This is a genomic window from Cellvibrio zantedeschiae, from assembly GCF_014652535.1.
GTDB classification, from domain to species: Bacteria; Pseudomonadota; Gammaproteobacteria; order Pseudomonadales; family Cellvibrionaceae; genus Cellvibrio; species Cellvibrio zantedeschiae.
In genome coordinates this window covers 770,187-788,071 of the sequence record NZ_BMYZ01000001.1, presented here as the reverse complement: position 1 = coordinate 788,071, position 17,885 = coordinate 770,187, and the positions used below count along the sequence as shown (strand labels likewise).

16 protein-coding genes are annotated in these 17,885 nt (G+C 44.0%); 9 read left to right on the top strand and 7 right to left on the bottom strand.

All coding sequences use genetic code 11. The features are described 5' to 3' along the window. The first annotated feature begins 36 nt into the window (after positions 1–36). From dusA to IE104_RS03515, 3 genes are all read left to right on the top strand, one after another. On the top strand, positions 37–1,041 hold the full coding sequence (dusA, locus tag IE104_RS03525) for a tRNA dihydrouridine(20/20a) synthase DusA (RefSeq protein WP_189416084.1): 1,005 nt from the start codon (positions 37–39) through the stop codon (positions 1,039–1,041). Between the two features lie 148 nt (positions 1,042–1,189). Continuing rightward, positions 1,190–2,146, top strand: coding sequence for a transaldolase (tal, locus tag IE104_RS03520; protein WP_189416082.1), 957 nt, complete (start codon positions 1,190–1,192; stop codon positions 2,144–2,146). Between the two features lie 28 nt (positions 2,147–2,174). Continuing rightward, positions 2,175–2,636: a tellurite resistance TerB family protein gene (locus IE104_RS03515; RefSeq protein WP_189416081.1), complete on the top strand. Its 462-nt coding sequence runs from the start codon at positions 2,175–2,177 to the stop codon at positions 2,634–2,636. Between the two features lie 45 nt (positions 2,637–2,681). On the opposite strand, the gene IE104_RS03510 is transcribed toward IE104_RS03515, so the two are convergent. Both IE104_RS03510 and IE104_RS03505 read right to left on the bottom strand, forming a co-directional pair. Next, positions 2,682–3,164 (bottom strand): STAS domain-containing protein, encoded by a 483-nt coding sequence (locus IE104_RS03510; protein WP_189418259.1) that lies wholly within the window; start codon positions 3,162–3,164, stop codon positions 2,682–2,684. Position 3,165: 1 nt separating this feature from the next. Further along, on the bottom strand, positions 3,166–4,353 hold the full coding sequence (locus tag IE104_RS03505; protein ID WP_189416080.1) for a PP2C family protein-serine/threonine phosphatase: 1,188 nt from the start codon (positions 4,351–4,353) through the stop codon (positions 3,166–3,168). A gap of 310 nt (positions 4,354–4,663) precedes the next feature. On the opposite strand from IE104_RS03505, the gene IE104_RS03500 reads away from it, so the two are divergent. Continuing rightward, positions 4,664–4,972: a PilZ domain-containing protein gene (locus IE104_RS03500; protein WP_189416078.1), complete on the top strand. Its 309-nt coding sequence runs from the start codon at positions 4,664–4,666 to the stop codon at positions 4,970–4,972. A 22-nt stretch (positions 4,973–4,994) separates the two neighbouring features. Here IE104_RS03500 and IE104_RS03495 read toward each other — a convergent pair whose 3' ends face one another. From IE104_RS03495 to IE104_RS03485, 3 genes are all read right to left on the bottom strand, one after another. Beyond that, complete coding sequence (locus IE104_RS03495; protein WP_189416077.1) at positions 4,995–5,774, bottom strand: MlaA family lipoprotein; 780 nt, start codon at positions 5,772–5,774, stop codon at positions 4,995–4,997. A 231-nt stretch (positions 5,775–6,005) separates the two neighbouring features. Then, a complete protein-coding gene (locus tag IE104_RS03490) occupies positions 6,006–6,479 on the bottom strand; it encodes a hypothetical protein (protein WP_189416075.1) in 474 nt (157 codons plus the stop codon). A 90-nt stretch (positions 6,480–6,569) separates the two neighbouring features. Further along, positions 6,570–7,640 (bottom strand): porin, encoded by a 1,071-nt coding sequence (locus tag IE104_RS03485; RefSeq protein ID WP_189416074.1) that lies wholly within the window; start codon positions 7,638–7,640, stop codon positions 6,570–6,572. A 462-nt stretch (positions 7,641–8,102) separates the two neighbouring features. On the opposite strand from IE104_RS03485, the gene bufA2 reads away from it, so the two are divergent. The 4 genes from bufA2 to IE104_RS03465 all read left to right on the top strand — a co-directional run bounded on the left by bufA2 (position 8,103) and on the right by IE104_RS03465 (position 10,589). Beyond that, positions 8,103–8,357: a BufA2 family periplasmic bufferin-type metallophore gene (bufA2, locus tag IE104_RS03480; RefSeq protein WP_189416073.1), complete on the top strand. Its 255-nt coding sequence runs from the start codon at positions 8,103–8,105 to the stop codon at positions 8,355–8,357. A gap of 88 nt (positions 8,358–8,445) precedes the next feature. Continuing rightward, positions 8,446–9,309 (top strand): MNIO family bufferin maturase, encoded by an 864-nt coding sequence (gene bufB, locus IE104_RS03475; RefSeq protein WP_189416072.1) that lies wholly within the window; start codon positions 8,446–8,448, stop codon positions 9,307–9,309. Between the two features lie 26 nt (positions 9,310–9,335). Beyond that, the gene (locus tag IE104_RS03470) at positions 9,336–9,788 is read left to right on the top strand and encodes a DoxX family protein (protein ID WP_189416070.1); all 453 of its coding nucleotides are present in this window, start codon (positions 9,336–9,338) and stop codon (positions 9,786–9,788) included. Between the two features lie 3 nt (positions 9,789–9,791). Then, entirely contained in the window at positions 9,792–10,589 is a 798-nt protein-coding gene (locus IE104_RS03465) for an HvfC/BufC N-terminal domain-containing protein (RefSeq protein WP_189416069.1), read from the top strand. 535 nt (positions 10,590–11,124) lie between these two features. Here the strand turns inward: IE104_RS03465 and hrpA are convergent. Together hrpA and IE104_RS03455 are read right to left on the bottom strand one after the other, a co-directional pair. Then, complete coding sequence (gene hrpA, locus IE104_RS03460; protein WP_189416067.1) at positions 11,125–15,084, bottom strand: ATP-dependent RNA helicase HrpA; 3,960 nt, start codon at positions 15,082–15,084, stop codon at positions 11,125–11,127. Between the two features lie 58 nt (positions 15,085–15,142). Next, positions 15,143–16,216, bottom strand: coding sequence for a retropepsin-like aspartic protease (locus tag IE104_RS03455; protein WP_189416066.1), 1,074 nt, complete (start codon positions 16,214–16,216; stop codon positions 15,143–15,145). Positions 16,217–16,485: 269 nt separating this feature from the next. On the opposite strand from IE104_RS03455, the gene IE104_RS03450 reads away from it, so the two are divergent. Next, positions 16,486–17,868 carry a two-component system sensor histidine kinase NtrB gene (locus IE104_RS03450; protein WP_229837597.1) on the top strand — a complete coding sequence of 461 codons (1,383 nt, stop codon included), beginning with the start codon at positions 16,486–16,488 and terminating at the stop codon, positions 17,866–17,868. The last annotated feature ends 17 nt before the right edge of the window (positions 17,869–17,885 follow it).

The following is a 17,885-nucleotide window of genomic DNA, read 5'->3' as shown; positions in this document are numbered from 1 at the left end:
CCGCGTCAGCAATCATTTTTACGAATTCACCCAGCAATGACCTCTGCCAATATAAATCGTCGTTTCACTGCCGCCCCTATGATGGAGTGGTCAGATACCCACTGCCGCAGCTTTTGGCGTCTACTCACTAAAGAAGCCGTGCTCTATAGCGAAATGGTCACAACAGGCGCATTGATTCATGGTGATCGCAAACGCTTTTTGGAGTTCAACGCTTGCGAGCATCCTCTTGCCCTACAGCTCGGCGGTAGCGATCCCAAAGCATTGGCCGAATGCGCAAGAATTGCAGAAGATTGGGGCTACAACGAAGTGAACCTCAATTGCGGTTGCCCAAGTGACCGCGTGCAAAACAATATGATTGGCGCGTGTTTGATGGCCGAACCCAAGCTAGTCGCAGAATGCATTTCAGCCATGCAAGCTGCGGTTAAGATCCCCGTGACCATAAAACATCGTATCGGCATTGACGATATGGAAGACTATGAAGGCATGCTGGATTTTGTTCGCACAGTTGCTGATACGGGCTGTAAAACCTTTATTGTCCACGCGCGCAAAGCTTGGTTGAAAGGCTTGAGCCCTAAGGAAAACCGCGAAATTCCGCCACTGCAATACGACAAGGTCGCGCAGCTAAAAAAAGATCACCCTGAACTTGAAATTATCATTAATGGCGGCATAACTACTTTGGAACAATCATTGAATCTATTGAATGAAGTCGACGGGGTTATGCTGGGGCGCGAGATTTACCACAACCCCTATTTGTTGGCAGAAGTAGACCAGCGGATTTACGGTATTGATAAGCCGGTGATCAGCCGGGAAGAAGTGATTGAAGGTTTTATTGCTTATGCAGAAGTCCAGCTGGCTAAAGGTGTACGTATAAATTATATGACCCGTCATATATTGGGGCTGTATCAAGGTTTACCGGGCGCACGTAAGTTCAGACGCGTCATTTCAGAGCAAGCTCACAAGCCAAACGCGGGAATTGAGGTAATAAAAGCAGCGCTCAAAGCGCTAAATGAGTTACCATTTAACTCCGAATTGACCGAATAAAAGCGCTTAGTCAGCCCAAGAGTAAAGCTTTTATCAAGCAGCAGGCTTTAGATAAAAGATGACTATCAGCTAAGAGTCAAAAAGACTATAATCTATCCTACGGCAAATTAGACATATCAACTTTTAACTCCGTTATAGGAAAACTACCGTGACTAGCAAACTCGAACAACTGAAACAATTTACCGACGTAGTTGCCGATACTGGCGATATTGAAGCAATCCGCTTGTACAAGCCTTTGGACGCAACTACCAACCCATCTTTGGTATACAAAGCTGCACAAATGCCGCAATACCAGGATTTGTTGGCTTCTTCTATTAACGCCGCTAAAAGCATTACCAACAGTGCAGAACAATTGAGCGCTGCAAGCGACAACCTGGCCGTTGGCCTTGGTTTGGAAATTTTGAAACTGGTTCCAGGCCGTATCTCTACTGAAGTTGATGCACGTTTGTCTTTCGACACCAAAGCAAGTATCGCCAAAGCCCGTCATTTGATTGAACTTTATGCCAAAGGCGGCGCTGACAAGTCACGCGTTTTAATCAAATTGGCTTCTACTTGGGAAGGCATTCGCGCAGCAGAAGTGCTGGAAAAAGAAGGCATCAACACCAACCTGACTTTGTTGTTTGGCTTTGAACAAGCTGCAGCTTGTGCTGACGCAGGTGTGTTTTTGATTTCTCCATTCGTGGGTCGCATCCTCGACTGGTACAAAACCAACACTGACAAAAAAGAATACACCTCAGAAGAAGATCCAGGGGTAGTTTCTGTTCGCCGCATTTACAACTACTACAAACAAAACGGTTACAACACTGTTGTTATGGGCGCGAGCTTCCGTAACCTTGGCGAAATTGAAGCCTTGGCAGGTTGCGACCGCTTGACCATTAGCCCTAACTTGTTACAAGAGTTGGAACAAGACCAAGGTAAATTGGAGCGTGTTCTCTCTCCATCAAACACTGGTGAAAAAATTGCCAAGGTTATTGAGACTGAGCCAAGCTTCCGTTTCGGTATGAACCAAAACCAAATGGCAAATGACAAGTTAGCTGAAGGTATTCGCGGCTTTGTGAAAGATCAACTCAGCCTTGAAAAGCTGCTTAAAGAACGCGCTCTTTAATTATCACTTTGTAAAACTAGAGTTCACTTTGTTAAGTAAAATCTCTGCGTTTTTTGAACGCCACCTGCAACCTGCAGGTGGTGCTTCTGCCCCACTTTCCCATTCTCAAAAACAATTAGCGGTTGCAGCTTTGTTAATAGAAGTTGCTATGGCTGATCACGTTTTTGATGAGCGCGAAATGCAATCACTCAAATTACATCTCAAACAAAAATTTGCTATAGCCGATGCACAGCTCAACGAGCTGATTGATTTGGCGAAAGAAGAAAGCTCAGAAGCAACTTCGTTACATCAATTCACTTCACTCATTCACCAGCATTGCAACGCGCAAGAAAAATTTGAACTGCTCGTGTCCATGTGGGAAGTCGCATTTGTCGACGAAGATTTAAATAAATACGAAGAATACGTTATTCGCAAAGTGGCAGATTTGATTTATATGTCGCATGCAGAATTTATGCGTGCCAAATCAATTGCAAAAAACAAAATGATTTAAACGAAGAGAGTTAAGAGGAAAGGCAGTTGGATATAGAGGGATTTTTTAGGAGTTTTCGAGCATATTAACCAGGTTTTTAAACGTCTCGCGGTTTTGTTCATTTAGACCCATCAGAATTTTGTGCGCTTCTAATACCTTTTCTTTTACTTCCTGCTCACCACATTCTATCGGCGACAACGGCTTTTCCGGCTCTATATCGACTTCTAGTTTATTTACAATTTTAAAAATATCTGCGAACCCCATGGTGTCCAAAATGCGCTTAATGCTCGCATTTGTAGCCAAAATAACCGGAGTTATATTGCGCTTGTCTTGAGCCAGCAAGGAAATTTTTGCCATTAGGCCCAGCGTAGTGCTATCAACCGCTTCCGCTTCAGATAAATCAAACAACACCGACGAAAAATCAGGCGCTGCAAGCATCGCATCAATAAAATTATCAAAAGATATACACAAGGTGAGACGAACATCACCGGTCATCTTAATGATGTAAACACCGGCGTGGTCTGCAACGAGTATCTGACCGGGACGCATTTTACTTACCTCTAGCAATCGTAAGGATGGCAATATCATCTGGCGTTTCGCCATCATCCTTAACATGTAAAGTATTGCAGATGGATTCCAAGCTGCCAGTTGATTCTGCAACTTTTTGTAATAATAAAGCTTCCTTCTCTTGAATCGTATCCGCTGGCAATATCTCTAAAACCCCATCAGAAAAACATGAAAGCGTGTAAATTTCTGGCAATTGCAACTGATAGGTTTGCCAAGTTACATCTTTAAAGATTCCAACCGGTTTGCCATTACCTTCTAAGTAACGACAATCATCTTCCGTTTTTAAAACCGGCATGGGCAAATGACCTGCAACAGCATAGTTCATCAATTGCGTATGCGTATCTATAACCCCAACAAAGAAGGTCAAATGATGATTTAAACGGGTTTCTTTAATTTCGCGGTTAACAGTTTGAAGCAGGTGGTTGGCGCCGCTAGCGAAAGATTCTTCATCGCCAAACAAGCCTTCTTCACGAACCATGCGACTGACAAGGTGTTTTAACCAGATGGTGACAAATGCGGAGGAGGAACCGTGACCAGAAACATCGGCAAGATAGAAAGCAAGGTAGCGTTTTCTAATATGGGCGTAGTCGATAAAGTCGCCACTGAGGAACAGGGATGGCGCTATGTAGTGGGCAACTTCGTAATGATCCTGGGTAATCAGGCGGTTGGGCATTAAACGTTTTTGGACTTGTTTACCGGCGAGCTGATCGCGCTCTAACACTCGTAAACTTTCGCGCAATTCCTGGTTGGCAGTTTCTAACTGTTCTCGGTAGCGCTGGTTTTCTAATAACAACTTGGTACGTTCTAAGGCCTTATTGATGGCATGAACTAATACCTCAATATCCAGAACCGGCTTAACCAGATAATCGCTTGCACCTAATCGAAGAACTTGCACCACATCACTTACACTACCTGCGCCGGAAATAATAATGACAGGCAAATCGGGTTGATGTTGTTTTATCTGTTTGAGTACCTGTAAGCCATCAGCTCCGGGCATACGCAGGTCAGTAATGACGAGATCGGGAGCGTATTTCTGGATAGCCTCGCATAAATGGTTGGCTTCGCCCTCTTCAAAAACTTCAAACCCACTATCGGCTAAATAGACAGCAATACTGCGCCGAACAAGTGCGTCGTCATCAATGATGAGCAGCTTTTTAGGTTTCTCCGCCATCTAAGGTGTTTCTCAGCTATGGTTTAGGGCATGTTTAAGAGGCGCACAACACTACTCTTTCAGCACTCTTCCCGCAAGCAATTCGTAGCAGTATTTATGCTAAGCCGGTTTAGTTTTACCCCAGCTGAACAAAGCTTATATAAAGTGCTATTTGATTCGCAAGATTTCACATTCACCTCCGAGATAACAAGGTGGCCAGCTGGCTTTTTTCCTGCCTGTGCTACACTCATTGGTGTTAGTCAGAAGCAATATTGCCATCCGTTGCCCAGATACATAACTAGATAGATAACAAGTTATAAGAGGACAGAATATGAGCTCTATAGATAAAGGCTTTAGTGAAAAACGTGACTTTATCCGCATGAAAATCAGCGCTCCATTAAGCGCCAAGCTCTCTCATGATGAGGGTGTTATCGAAGGTTTATGTCGGGACTTGAGCGGCGGGGGGATGCAGGTTGAAACTAAAACCCAAATTCCTGCGGGAACTGATTTGGTAGTAGAAATATCTTCTGACCATGGCCACAATCCAACACTACACGCCAAGGCCAAAGTTGCACGCTGCAGCAGTGATGGCGATTCAGGTTATGTTCTCGGCCTGGAAATTATTGAAATCATCAAGTAATGCGAGCTTCGACAGACTCGGATTAAAAACCCGAGTCCTCTGATTCCTCGTCCTCACCAAAGCTATCTTCCACTTTGCCGTTATTGATTAAGAAATTGCGGCGCTGCAAATAAGCCTCACGAAAGAACACATATTTGTCGCCAGTGATCCCCTTTTCCAAAGGCATAAGGTTTGCGCGCGTATTCAACACAGAGGCCGCTCGCACGGTATTCTTGGTAGGAATATGGTCGATGTAAGTTTTGGGATCTGTATACCAATCCACTGGTACAGCGCCAGTATCCCGCAAATTACTTGGCCCAAGGATAGGTAGTACCATATATGGCCCAGCGCTAACACCCCACACCGCCAAGGTTTGGCCAAAGTCTTCATGATCGGTTGGCTTTAGGTTCATGTATTGTGCGACGTCCAAAATGCCCGCCAAACCCAAGGTTGAATTGACCAGCAAACGACCCGTGTCATGACCAGCACCGCGAAAGTTACCTTGCAGCAATCCGTTGAGTGCACTGGGGATTTCCATAACATTGGATAAAACATTATCGACACCGCGACGAAAAAAGCCCGGGGTCAAACGCACGTAGGTTTTTGCGAGGGGTTTTAGGAAATACTTATCAGCCCCCTGGTTAAAACTAAACATAGAGCGATTGAATTTTTCCCAGGGATCGACCGCAGATTTCACCATGGTAGCTTTGGATTCAGTAACAGGTGCGCCATCCTGGGTTTCAGGATCGGCTGCCATTGCGAAATTAACCAGCAATGAAAGGAATATGGAGGCAGTAAGCAGTGAAGTTTTCATAGTACTCATTGATTCGCCAGAATGCAGAGTGAACAAACAGAAAGGTGAAGCGTGGCGGCAACACAAAAGGGGCGCCACTTTACCCAAAGTCCTTAGCCGCAACAACCCATTCAGATTGTAGAAATGTGCTGGTAGGGAGTGAAAACAAAAAATGGCCAGTGCGGCCATTATAAAAGCATGGTGTTATACCATAAGTGACAATTGTAACTGATGCCCCATGTAATCAATCAATAGCTGGCGCTATAAGCAGTGGTAGATCAACTCAAGCTTCAAAGCCTTGCTATTTTTGACGGGCAAGTACCTCTCCCCTTCAACCACGAATCCTTTTGTGCATTCAAGCGCTAAGGTTTCCAACAAGGTGAATTTTGCCGTTTGCAGTTGTTGTGGAGAGCTAAATTCGTCGGCCTTCAGAATATTCTTTTTGTCCGCGATTTTCTCTTCGACCGCCACTTTGGTAATTTCAGTCTCGCGCTTCTGTTCCTTATTTATCTGGGCGTCTTTATTAACATCATCTGTCGCATTGGATTTCTTTTTACCTGAGAGGGTGCGATGTAAGACACCATTTAAACCGGTATCGGAATAGTCACACTCTTTCGCTGCTGCCAGCTGGTCTGCATTATCTACCGCAGGACCACACTCTTCTTTCTGGTCTTTTGCAAATACATTCGCGCATGAAAAACACAAAGCAATTATCAGGGTCAATTTTAAAAACATAGCCTACTCCAGTAACGGTTTACCTAAGCATTCATTAAGCTAGCAAAATAAAAAAGGGTGCCGAAGCACCCTTTCCAAACTTCAACATTATTAGAAGTTGAGTTCGATACCAACAGCAAGGTACTTGTCGTCAGCGCGCGCTGCGTTGTCCACTAACTTGGTAGTAGCATTCAAACGCTCGTCTTCGATTTGAGTGTAATAACCGAACACTTTAGCTGCTTTGGACAATTTGTAATCTGCACCAATGCTGGTTTGCTCGCCGCCTAATTGAATCATATCTGAAGCAGCGTGTTGAGCTTTCAAAGCCCACTTATCATTCACATTCCATTGTGCAGAAACCATAAAACCATCTTCATCGATTACGCCATTGTCGTAAGTTTCCCAAATTGCGCCCAATACAACTGGACCAACATTGAAACGACCCACAGCACGCAGGATATCTGTATCTGTAGTGTGAACAACTGCACCGCTGGCGTTAGTTACGTTGCTGTCGTTAGCCAAAGCCAGGTACACATTTTTAGTGCTATACACGATAGATGCAGAGTAACCATCGTCTACATTTACGGCATCTTTTTCAGCGTTCACGTAAGCTACGTTAACAGTAATATCGCTAAAGGTTGGTGTTGAGTACTGAATGATGTTCTTAGCGCGAGTCTCGCCTTGCAACACAGCCTGGATATCACCAATGTAGTCGTTGAACAAGTCAACTTTCTCTTGCGCCACTTTGAATGGAGTATCAAACATACCGATCATTGCAGTACCACCAGAGCCTTTCAAACCAACGTAAATGTTACGTTGGGAGAAGGTCTGACCGCCGCCACTGATAGTACAGGTAGTGGTAGTAGTCGTGGTAGCAGTGGGGGTAGCAGTAGTAGATTTTGAAGTGGCAGAGCAAGAAGGTGTTGATGACAAGCTATTTGAACCATCATCAACTTTGGTTTGGTATTCGAATTGGTAAATTACTTTCAAGTCATCATTAATTGATTCAGTACCTTTCAAACCGATTCGTGAAGCGTTACTTACCACTTCTGTAAATTCGCCACCTACATTTTTATCGGTAGATTGAAAAGCAACGTTTGCTTTACCGTAAACAGTCACATCAGCAAAGGCAGCGGCAGGTACAAGTGAAGCAATCATTAAAGGAAGTAGAGCTTTTTTCATGAGGTTGTCCCCTAGGTTTTAATAGATATGGTCATTACATAAATTACTGACGCGACGCATAGCATTTGTAGCGTTCTGGCGCGCATTATGTTGTGACTTTATTGCAGTTGTATTACAGCGTAGATGCGGCGGCGATTTTCGCAACAAAAGAGTAATAAAGGAAAGCCAATATTTCGCTATATGCATCAATTCTTTCTATTGCAAATTGAGCCAAAAAACCTCTTTACCTATTTATTGATTATTTAGTGAGCAGGGCTTGGCTGCCCGCCAGAGTGCTTTCCAGACAAGTGCTTAACCTGCATGTTTGGCCAGTTTTACAAAAAACTTATCGAAGACACATTTTATTTTCTATTGCGTGTAACAAACGTATTACCTCTGCATCTACTATAGGAGTTGAGGCAACTCAGTATTATTCCCTCAACCTACTACCACCTAAATATCAATGAATGGAGATTTACTGAAATGAAAACAATGACTACTTCTGCTCTCGTATTGGCTACTGCAGCTTTATTCTCAACTGGTATGGCATTCGCAGACGATAAGCCTGCTGCAAGCGAAGGCACCGTTAAGTGCAGCGGTGCTAATGCCTGTAAAGGTCACTCTGCTTGCAAAACTGCAACCAATGCTTGTAAAGGCCAAAACGCTTGTAAAGGTAAAGGCTTTACTGAAACTACAGCTAAAGATTGCGCCGCTAAAGGCGGCAAAGAAATGAAATAATTTGTTGTGATCTTCGCAAGGGCTGCGTAAGTGTTGTTACTACGCAGCCTTTATTAAAGTTAATCGATAAATATTTTCAGGCAATTCCATGGCAACTCACTCGCAACTACAACCTCATCTAGGCTTCGGGCTTGGCTTGCGTAGCGAGCATTACACCGACCTTATTGAGCATGATCACAATGTAGATTGGTTGGAAATACTCAGCGAAAACTACATGGTTGCGGGTGGTAAACCGCTCCATTATCTGGACCAAATTTGTGAGCGCTATCCTGTTGTGATGCACGGTGTTTCATTATCGATTGGCAGTGTTGATCCACTGAATAATAACTACCTGGCGGAATTAAAAAAACTCGCCCAACGCGTAAAACCTAAATGGATTTCAGATCATTTGTGCTGGACGGGTACCCAAGGCATTAACCTCCATGACCTAATGCCTTTGCCCTACACCGAAGAGGCACTCAAACATTTAGTCGCAAGAATTACACAAGTACAAGAATTTTTAGGGCAACGTATTTTATTGGAAAACGTATCGAGCTATTTAACCTTCCAGCACTCAACCATTTCGGAATGGGAATTTTTAAGCGCTTTAGCAAAAGAAGCAGATTGCTTGATCCTTCTCGATATCAACAACATTCATGTAAGCGCACACAATCATAATTTTGATCCGCTAACTTATTTAGATGCAATTCCTGCCGAGCGCATCCAGCAAATTCATTTAGCTGGACATTTAAATAAGGGCGACTACAGCATTGACACACATGATCATGAAATTATCGATTCGGTGTGGGAACTCTACGCCGAAAGCGTCCGTCGTTTTGGCCATATCAGCACAATGATTGAGCGCGATGATGATATTCCACCGCTCAATACCCTCCTCAAAGAGTTGGAAAAGGCTCGCAGTATTTATGCAGATGTTTTATCTGAAAATAATCACCATCAACATATTTGTTAACTAACTAAAAGGTTTAAGGATGCCCCATGACCAATATCTGGAATTCATTTATCAATATCACACTCCGTTGGCCAGAAAGCGTAGCAGCTTATATTCAGTGGCTTGGTCCCTTGGTGGCTCGTTTGGTGGTAGGCGAAATATTTATTACCGCCGGCTGGGGTAAACTGCAAAACCTGGAAGCCATTACCGAAAACTTTATCAGCTGGGGAATTCCCTTCCCACATATACTCACGCCATTTACCTCCGGCGCAGAATTTGTATGCGGTATATTGATTATCCTGGGGCTCTTTACGAGAATTTCTGGCGGCATTCTCGGGGTAATCATGATTGTGGCGATAAAAAGCGCGCTCTGGGAAGATGTAGACTCTCTGGATACACTGCTTGGATTTTCCGAAACGGCTTACTTCGCGATATTTTTCTGGTTGGCAATCGCAGGCCCCGGTAAAGTTTCGCTTGACCACTTACTCACGCGCAAATAATTCATGAAAACAAAAAGCCTGGCAGAACTGCAATCTGCGCTACAAGATTTCGTGCTCGATAAAACGCAACACGCAGCGGATCTAACACTGGAGACGCCAGCGTTCTCAAGACAAGAACGCCTGGGAATTTATCATCACGCCTACAGGTTGCGGTTAATTGATGCGCTGCGTAATGATTACACTGCGCTTGAAGCATTTGTTGGCGAAGATGATTTTCTCGCTATCGCCAATGAATTTATTACAGCATATCCGTCGCATCATCCGTCGCTGCGTTGGTTAGGAGAAAAGCTGGCAGAATTTTTAAGCACTCATACAATCTGGAAAACCAAAATCCCAATTGCAGAAATTGCAGCCTTCGAATGGGCTCAAACCATGGCATTTGATGCAGCCGATGAGCCTACTTCCACGCTGGACGATGTACGAGCGCTCGCCCCGGATGCATGGATGACAATGCAATTAAAGTTTCACGAATCGGCACAACTATTAAACTTCTACAGCAATGCTCCCGCATTATGGAGTTCGTTAATCAATGAAGAAAATACAGTTGAACCGGAAATAATGAGTGAAGCCAATGCCTGGTTAATTTGGCGAGATGATTTACGTGTTGTCTACCGGCCATTACAACAAACTGAAGCTTGGGCCTTGCAAGCATTTCTGGAAGGAAAGAATTTTGCAGAAGTATGTGAGGGATTGTGTGAGTGGTTTGATGAGGAACAAGTTCCCATGCAAGCAGCGCAATATTTGCAGCAATGGATTTTAGGGAATGTGATCACCAAAATCCTTACCGCTGAACAAAGATAAATACCAAACTCAAATGTGGCACCAGTGGGGTCCCCATTTGAACGCCCCGAGCATCGCAGAAAAATAGGTGGCAAGCGCACAGGAAGTGCGCTTGAGTGACTACGCGACATGGATGTCGCGTCGGAACGACAGCTATTTTTCGAGAAGCGCAGGAAACAGGCGTGAGTTGGGGTCGCCTTTCTTTGGGTTACTTTTCTTTGGCGAGACAAAGAAAAGTGACTCGCCAGCAGGCGAAACAAAATTTCTCTAAAAATCAATTTATTCATAAAAATTAAAGTACGAACGCCTGCCGCAGGCCTCACTTTTTTGCTTGTCCAAAAAAGTAAGCAAAAAAAGACACCCGTCTCGCTCCTGTATCCTCCGCACCTCAGAAAATGACCGTCGTTCCGACGCGGCATCCATGCCGCGTAGTCACTCAAACGCACTTCCTGTGCGTTTGCCAGTCATTTTCTTCCAGTGCTCGGGGAGCTTGCATGGGATGTTTAAATCAAAAGCAAAGCAAAGCAAAGCAAAGCAAAAAGTGCTTACCAATAAACTATTTTTCCAGCACCAATTCCCACTGCTTATCCAAACGTTTGGGCGAAATAGGAATCTGGGTTTTTAAGGTCTGCGCAAATAAACTCACCCGCAACTCTTCAATCCACCACCGGTATTCCATTAGAGCTGCATTCTGCGTCATTACAAACGCGCCTTCTTTTTCAATATACTCTTGCAAGCGCTGCCAATAAGGTTGGATTTCCAGCAAAGTTAATTTATCTTTTTGTGGATTAAGTGCAGCTTTTTCCAAGCGCAATTGAATTGCACGTAAATAACGAGAGTACTGGCGCAACCATTCATCCGGCGTTTTATAAACCAAACCGGGATAAAACAAATGTTTAAGTTGTTCCTGAATATCACTGAGCGCGAACGCAAGAGCCAAAGCATTTTTTTGTTGCTTAATCGTTTTCTTTACATCAACCAACAGCTTCAAACTTGCAAGTAAATGCGAGCTAATATCTTCTGCCGCTGCAACTAACTTATCTTTGATTGAAGTTAACCTTTCGTCAAATTCTGCTTTAGTGCGCGGCAATTGCAAGGTATCACGCAATGCTAATTGCTTAATCGCAGCTAGAATAATATCGTCAGAGACTTGATCCCGAGAGCCTATACCTGCAAGTGTCAAAGCGATCTCTTGCCCTTTCAATAATTCCTTTTGCAAATATTTTACAGTTTGGTTGAGCTGGAGATGCATCAAGCGCGCAAGACCGCGCTGCGTCAACTCCAAAGCTTGTTGTGGATTATCCAAAACTTGCAAGGCAACAGAACTCGTTTTATCAACCAATGCAGGATAAGCGCGAATACCAATCCCATTGCGTTGCAATTGAATGGCTTGCGGCAAGGATTCAAAATCCCACTGGGTAATATTATCGCGCTCGATGTTCGTCGCCGCCGATTGAATATTTTGTTGCACCTGCGCGCGGTATTTTTCGCGCAGTGGCGACAAGTCTCGACCACTGGCAATCACTTTGCCTTTGTCATCCACCACTTTAATATTGAAGCGATAATAATTATCCACTTGCGTTTCCAGCCATGCATCTACACCAACATCAACTCCTGTTTGACGCTTTAATTGCAAACCCAATGCATCGGTTAAGGGTTTATTATCGGGCGACATTGCGGCCAAGGCTTTATCAACCACATCTGGTACGGGTACGAAATGTTTGCGTAACGACTTAGGTAAACTCTTTACCAAATTAATACATTTATCGCGCAGCATTCCCGGCACCAACCATTCAAGACGCTGCTCTGGTAATTGATGTAGCACACTCATAGGGACATGAATACTCACACCATCATCAGGGTGGCTTGGCTCAAAATGATAAGTTAGCGGAAATACCATGCCGCGCCATTCTAATTCGTTGGGAAATTGTGCCTGGGTAATATCCAGCGCACCGTGCCGCATTAAAGCTTCGCGGCTGATGAATAAAACCTTGGGATTTTCTTGCTCAGCTTTTTTTCGCCAATTTTCAAAACCCGCAAGATTAATAATCTGTTCTGGAATCACTTCATTGTAGAATTCAAAAATCACTTGCTCGTCCGCTAGAATATCGCGACGGCGGGATTTTGCTTCCAGATCATCCAATTCCTTTAGTAGAGCTTGTTGATGCTCAAAGAAATCGTTCACTGCCCCTTTGCGCTGCATATTTTTACGCTTGGGATTTTCCGCATATTGCCCTTCAACAAAAGCAGCACGAATAAAAACCTCACGGCAAATGGCTGGATCTATGTGCGAATAAATGACTGATTTCTTTTCAATTAAAGTGAGCCCATACAAGCTTACTTTTTCATAAGCCATTACCTGGCCGCTATGGCTGTTGTAATGTGGCTCAAAATACTGGCGCTTAACCAAATGCTCTGCCGCAGCCAAAGCCCATTCTGGCTCAATCTTGGCCACAGTGTGAGCAAATAACTTTGAAGTCTCAATCAGCTCCGCTGCCATAATCCATTTAGGTGTTTTTTTAATTAATGACGAGCCGGGGAAAATACTGAATTTACGGTTACGCGCACCCAGGTATTCGCGCTCTTCGTGATTAAAACCGAGATTGCCGAGCAAGCCACTTAATAAGGCTTTATGAACGGGGTCGTATCCAGCAGGAATCGTATTTGCTTTAAAGCCTAAATCTTTAATGGCTACGCACAATTGGTGGTGAATATCTCGCCACTCACGTAAACGCATGTAATTTAAAAATTCTTTTTTACACAATTTTCGCAACTGGTTTTGCGAGAGCTCCTGACGTTGGGTTTCAAAATAATCCCATAGATTTACAAAGCCGGCAAAGTCTGAAAATTCCGCCCAAAAACGGCGATGACTTTGGTCAGCTGCCTGCTGTTTTTCCACCGGACGCTCACGGGGATCTTGTACCGACAGTGCACTCGCAATAATCAATAATTCCCGCACACAGGATTGTTCTTGCGCTGCGAGTAACATGCGCGCAAGGCGCGGATCAAGCGGCAACTTACTCAGCTGCGTTCCCACCGATGTAAGTTGGTTTTTAGTATTTACCGCTTGTAACTCTTCCAGCAATTTATAGCCATCGCTAATTAAACGATGATCCGGCGCATCAATAAAAGGGAACTTATGAATGTCGCCCATTTTCAGTTGCAACATTTGCAAAATCACTGCCGCGAGATTTGTGCGCAAAATTTCTGCATCTGTAAACGCAGGGCGATTGTTAAAATCCTCTTCGCTGTATAAACGAATACAAATACCTTCCGCCACGCGGCCGCATCGGCCTTTACGTTGGTTTGCGCTCGCTTGCGAGACAGGTTCAATAGGTAAACGCTGAACTTTAGTGCGATAAGAATAACGTGAAATACGCGCAAAACCAGGATCAATTACGTAACGAATACCAGGCACAGTGATGGATGTTTCGGCAACGTTAGTCGCCAAGACAATACGACGACCTGTGTGCGGAGCAAATACACGTTGCTGCTCTGCCAAACTTAAACGGGCATAAAAAGGTACGACCTCCATGTGCGCAAACTGCGCTTTGCGCAACGCATCGGCCGCCTCACGAATTTCGCGTTCACCGCTAAGAAAAATTAAAATATCGCCACCGCGTGGACCTCCGCCGGTTTTTTCGTGCAATTCGATTTCATGCACAGCATCAACCATCGCACTGTAAATATCTTGTTCAGTGTCTTCGCTTTCGTCATCTTTTGCCTGGGATTCAAATAGCGGGCGATACCAAACGTCAACCGGATAAGTACGACCAGAGACTTCGATAATAGGAGCATTATTGAAATGCTGAGAAAATTTTTCTAAATCAATTGTTGCCGAGGTGATTATTAGCTTTAGATCGGGACGGCGCGGCAATAATTGCTTCAGGTAACCGAGCAGAAAATCAATATTTAAACTGCGCTCGTGCGCTTCATCGATAATTAGCGTGTCGTATTTATTTAAATAAGGATCATTTTGAATTTCAGCCAGCAAAATACCGTCAGTCATTACCTTAATTAAAGTTTGCTCACTCGACTGATCGCTAAAACGAACCTGGTAGCCAACCTTTTCACCTAACTTGGTATGCAATTCTTCGGCAATACGTGTTGCCACCGTATTAGCCGCGATACGACGCGGCTGGGTGTGGCCAATTAGCCCACGCGCACCGCGCCCCAGGGTTAAACAGATTTTAGGAATTTGTGTGGTTTTACCCGAACCAGTTTCACCAGCCAGCACAACTACTTGGTTGTTCGCAATAATCTGTGCTATCTCTTCGCGCTTTTCACATACGGGTAAATCGGGGAAATGAATACTAGTGGGTATAAGCAGCTTGCGATTTTCCACTTTGGCTTTTGATAAAAGTAATTGCTGTTGCCATTTTTCCAAAGCAAGCTCGTATGGCTTTTGAGCGCGCGCAAGTTTTTCTAACTCGCCCAAGCGGCGTAGCAATTTATAATGGTCTTGCGCCATTACATTGTCGACAGATTGTTTATATTCCAACCATTCGCCAGCCATACATCTCACCTTTTAAACTCAGGTGCGCATAATACCATGGGAGCGAAATTCGGACGCACTACTGCTTCCTAGCCTTTAATCGCAAAACGGCTGAATTTTGGTCAATGAAAAAATCAAAGCGGCCAAGAATATCTACCCCTAACAAGCCATCAAACCCCTGCGAATTATCCATTGGCAACTGCGTGAGGATATGTTGATTAAAAACCATATCTTCAATGGCGATGCTGTTAACCGTAAATAAAAAGCTATCATGCGCGCCACTCGCTGTATTTAAACGAATGGGTTTTGTAGCCTTAATCAGCGACGGATATTTTGCGGTATAGCTAGCAGATAAGCCGCTCAGTGATGCACCAGTGTCCAGTAATAATTTGGCCGAATTACCTTCAATATATACATTGACTAAATATTGGTTACCGTGACGAATTAAAGGGATGCTTATTTCCTCCGGCGTATTGGTACCATTGAGTTGGGCGAGTATAACTTCTGCCTTTTTCTGGGCACGCGGATCATTCACTGCCATAAGTGCGTGATATTGCGCCTGATAATCGTCATTCAGCTGCACCAAGAGCGCCGCGAGAATAAGGTGCAAGTCACCATCGTTAGGATTATATTTTAGCAATTCATCAAATTGCGCCAGCAACCAGGAATAATCGTTATTAATTAATACCGGCGTATCTTTTAGCTGCAATAAATAAATTTTTATATCACCTAAGGCTTTATTTATTTTTTGGTCATCCATTTCCAGTTTCACATAACGAAACCATGCATCTACGGCAGCCAGGGGCTGGGATTGCTTTTTATAAATTGACGCCAATGTCAGCCAGGCTCGTGCGGCGTTTTTAGGCTCGCCCATTTGGGTTTGCAAAAGGCGAATGGCATCATCGAATTGTGATCTGGCAATTAGTTGTTCTATTTTCTCCCACAAAAATGGTTCGATCATTTTTTCATCAGGAGTAAAAGATCCGGTATCTGGCGTGCTTGAGGGTACTTCATTTAATGCGGGTTTAGTTGATGGCTTAGGTACACTAAATTGAGCTCCAGGTGCAGCATGAGAATCTTGCTCTGCCAGTTTTTGATGGCGATATTCGCTCACCACAAAGCCAAGCGCGAATGCAGCAAGCACAATTAACATTGTTTTCTTATTTCGTATCATTCAGGTACAGGCTCTGCAACGAAAGTTCACCAGATTTAATCCAAACGGAACGCCGGATCAGCGCTATTCAGCTGGGATTAGGTTTCTAAACCTAAGATAGTGATCTTAATAGACGAAAGCTTGAAACCATCTCACAAGCTCGTCAATAGAAGGATCAATTTCACCTAAGTTCACAGATGTAATACAATACGCAACTTCAGGCAGGCCGACATAAATTAGCGCCTCCCCCCATGTACAGTGATGTCTCTATGAAAAAGTGGCCCATGAAAAAATGCTTAGCCGCCCTGCTTCTCAGCTCAGTTAGTTTTCACGCCTATGCCGATATTTTCTGGCGTTTTAGAAATCCCGACGGCACGACAAAATGGCAGTGGGTAGCCAATTTTTCCAGTAGCGTTCTCATACTTACGCTTTTAATTGTGATGATTTTTCTATTACTGTCTAACCGCCGCGCTGGCCGTGCCAACCGTGAGCTGAAAGACATTAAAGCAACGCTTGAAGATCGTGTTGCAAGAAGAACTGCATCGCTCATAGAAACCACAGAAGCACTTAAAAGCCGCGAAGAATATATCACCAATATCGTGGAATCCATGCCACTCATGCTGATTGGTTTAAACCAACGTATGGAAATTATTCAATGGAACCAGGTGGCGGAAACTTCAACCGGGCGCCCTATTGCAAGCGTACTGGGCAAGAACTTGTGGGAAGCCTACCCTGCAATCACGCTCACGCCAGATCAAGTTGCAGAAGTTCTGCAAACCAAAAAAACCATGGCGATTAAACACAGCCAACGGGACCAATATTATTTTGACATCACTATTTATGCGCTAACCGATAAAGACGAAACAGGCGTAGTGATTTTGGTGGATGACATCACCAAACAAATGAAAGCAGAAAATAAAGTGTCGGAACGCGATAAAATTTCTGCCATGGGTGAACTGGCTTCCGCTATGGCCTACGATATTAATTTGCCATTGCAATCCATTTTATCCAGCCTCCTTAATGCACAAGAAAAACTTTCTTCCAATGAAGTAAGTGCAATTAAAAGCGAGCTGCTAGATACATTGAAAAATGCGTGCTTCAGCGGTAAACAAGCATCCGCTATCATTCAAAACTTATTAGATTTAGCCAGCAGCCATCACCATGAAAAAGCACCTGCCGACATTAAAGTGCTAATGGATCAGAGCATTAATTTAGCAGGCAGCTTATTTACAGATTTATCGGGCTTGCGGTTCGGCGATATTCACATCACTCGCCATTATCACGAAGGGCTGCCGCATATTCCTTGCTATCACTCAGAGCTACAGCAAGTATTTGTGCGCCTGTTGCGCAATGCGTTCCACTCATTGAATAAAGCATCGCATGAGAATCCTGCGATTAATATTGAGATTAGCGAATTTTACGATTCCCTATGGATTAAAGTGCAACACAATGGCAAGGCATTAAGCCCGCTTGAACAAGAAGATATTTTCCAACCATTCTTCTCTATTTCTGATCGCGACCCTGCTTGCCCTGTTGAACACAGATTGTCTTATTCCTATTTTATTATTACAGATCATCACGATGGCCAAATGTCAGTGACTTCCGACGAGAAATTTGGCACCTGTTTTAATATTCAACTGCCATTGGTTTAACATTTTTCCGACATAAA

Excerpts from the sequence above, each read along its gene's own strand:
- IE104_RS03490 (WP_189416075.1), bottom strand. The coding sequence starts at position 6,479 with ATGTTTTTAAAATTGACCCTGATAATTGCTTTGTGTTTTTCATGCGCG.
- IE104_RS03455 (WP_189416066.1), bottom strand. The coding sequence starts at position 16,216 with ATGTTAATTGTGCTTGCTGCATTCGCGCTTGGCTTTGTGGTGAGCGAA.
- bufA2 (WP_189416073.1), top strand. The coding sequence starts at position 8,103 with ATGAAAACAATGACTACTTCTGCTCTCGTATTGGCTACTGCAGCTTTA.
- IE104_RS03450 (WP_229837597.1), top strand. The coding sequence starts at position 16,486 with ATGAAAAAGTGGCCCATGAAAAAATGCTTAGCCGCCCTGCTTCTCAGC.
- IE104_RS03500 (WP_189416078.1), top strand. The coding sequence starts at position 4,664 with ATGAGCTCTATAGATAAAGGCTTTAGTGAAAAACGTGACTTTATCCGC.
- dusA (WP_189416084.1), top strand. The coding sequence starts at position 37 with ATGACCTCTGCCAATATAAATCGTCGTTTCACTGCCGCCCCTATGATG.
- IE104_RS03485 (WP_189416074.1), bottom strand. The coding sequence starts at position 7,640 with ATGAAAAAAGCTCTACTTCCTTTAATGATTGCTTCACTTGTACCTGCC.
- IE104_RS03465 (WP_189416069.1), top strand. The coding sequence starts at position 9,792 with ATGAAAACAAAAAGCCTGGCAGAACTGCAATCTGCGCTACAAGATTTC.
- bufB (WP_189416072.1), top strand. The coding sequence starts at position 8,446 with ATGGCAACTCACTCGCAACTACAACCTCATCTAGGCTTCGGGCTTGGC.
- IE104_RS03505 (WP_189416080.1), bottom strand. The coding sequence starts at position 4,353 with ATGGCGGAGAAACCTAAAAAGCTGCTCATCATTGATGACGACGCACTT.
- IE104_RS03510 (WP_189418259.1), bottom strand. The coding sequence starts at position 3,164 with ATGCGTCCCGGTCAGATACTCGTTGCAGACCACGCCGGTGTTTACATC.
- hrpA (WP_189416067.1), bottom strand. The coding sequence starts at position 15,084 with ATGGCTGGCGAATGGTTGGAATATAAACAATCTGTCGACAATGTAATG.
- IE104_RS03495 (WP_189416077.1), bottom strand. The coding sequence starts at position 5,774 with ATGAGTACTATGAAAACTTCACTGCTTACTGCCTCCATATTCCTTTCA.
- IE104_RS03470 (WP_189416070.1), top strand. The coding sequence starts at position 9,336 with ATGACCAATATCTGGAATTCATTTATCAATATCACACTCCGTTGGCCA.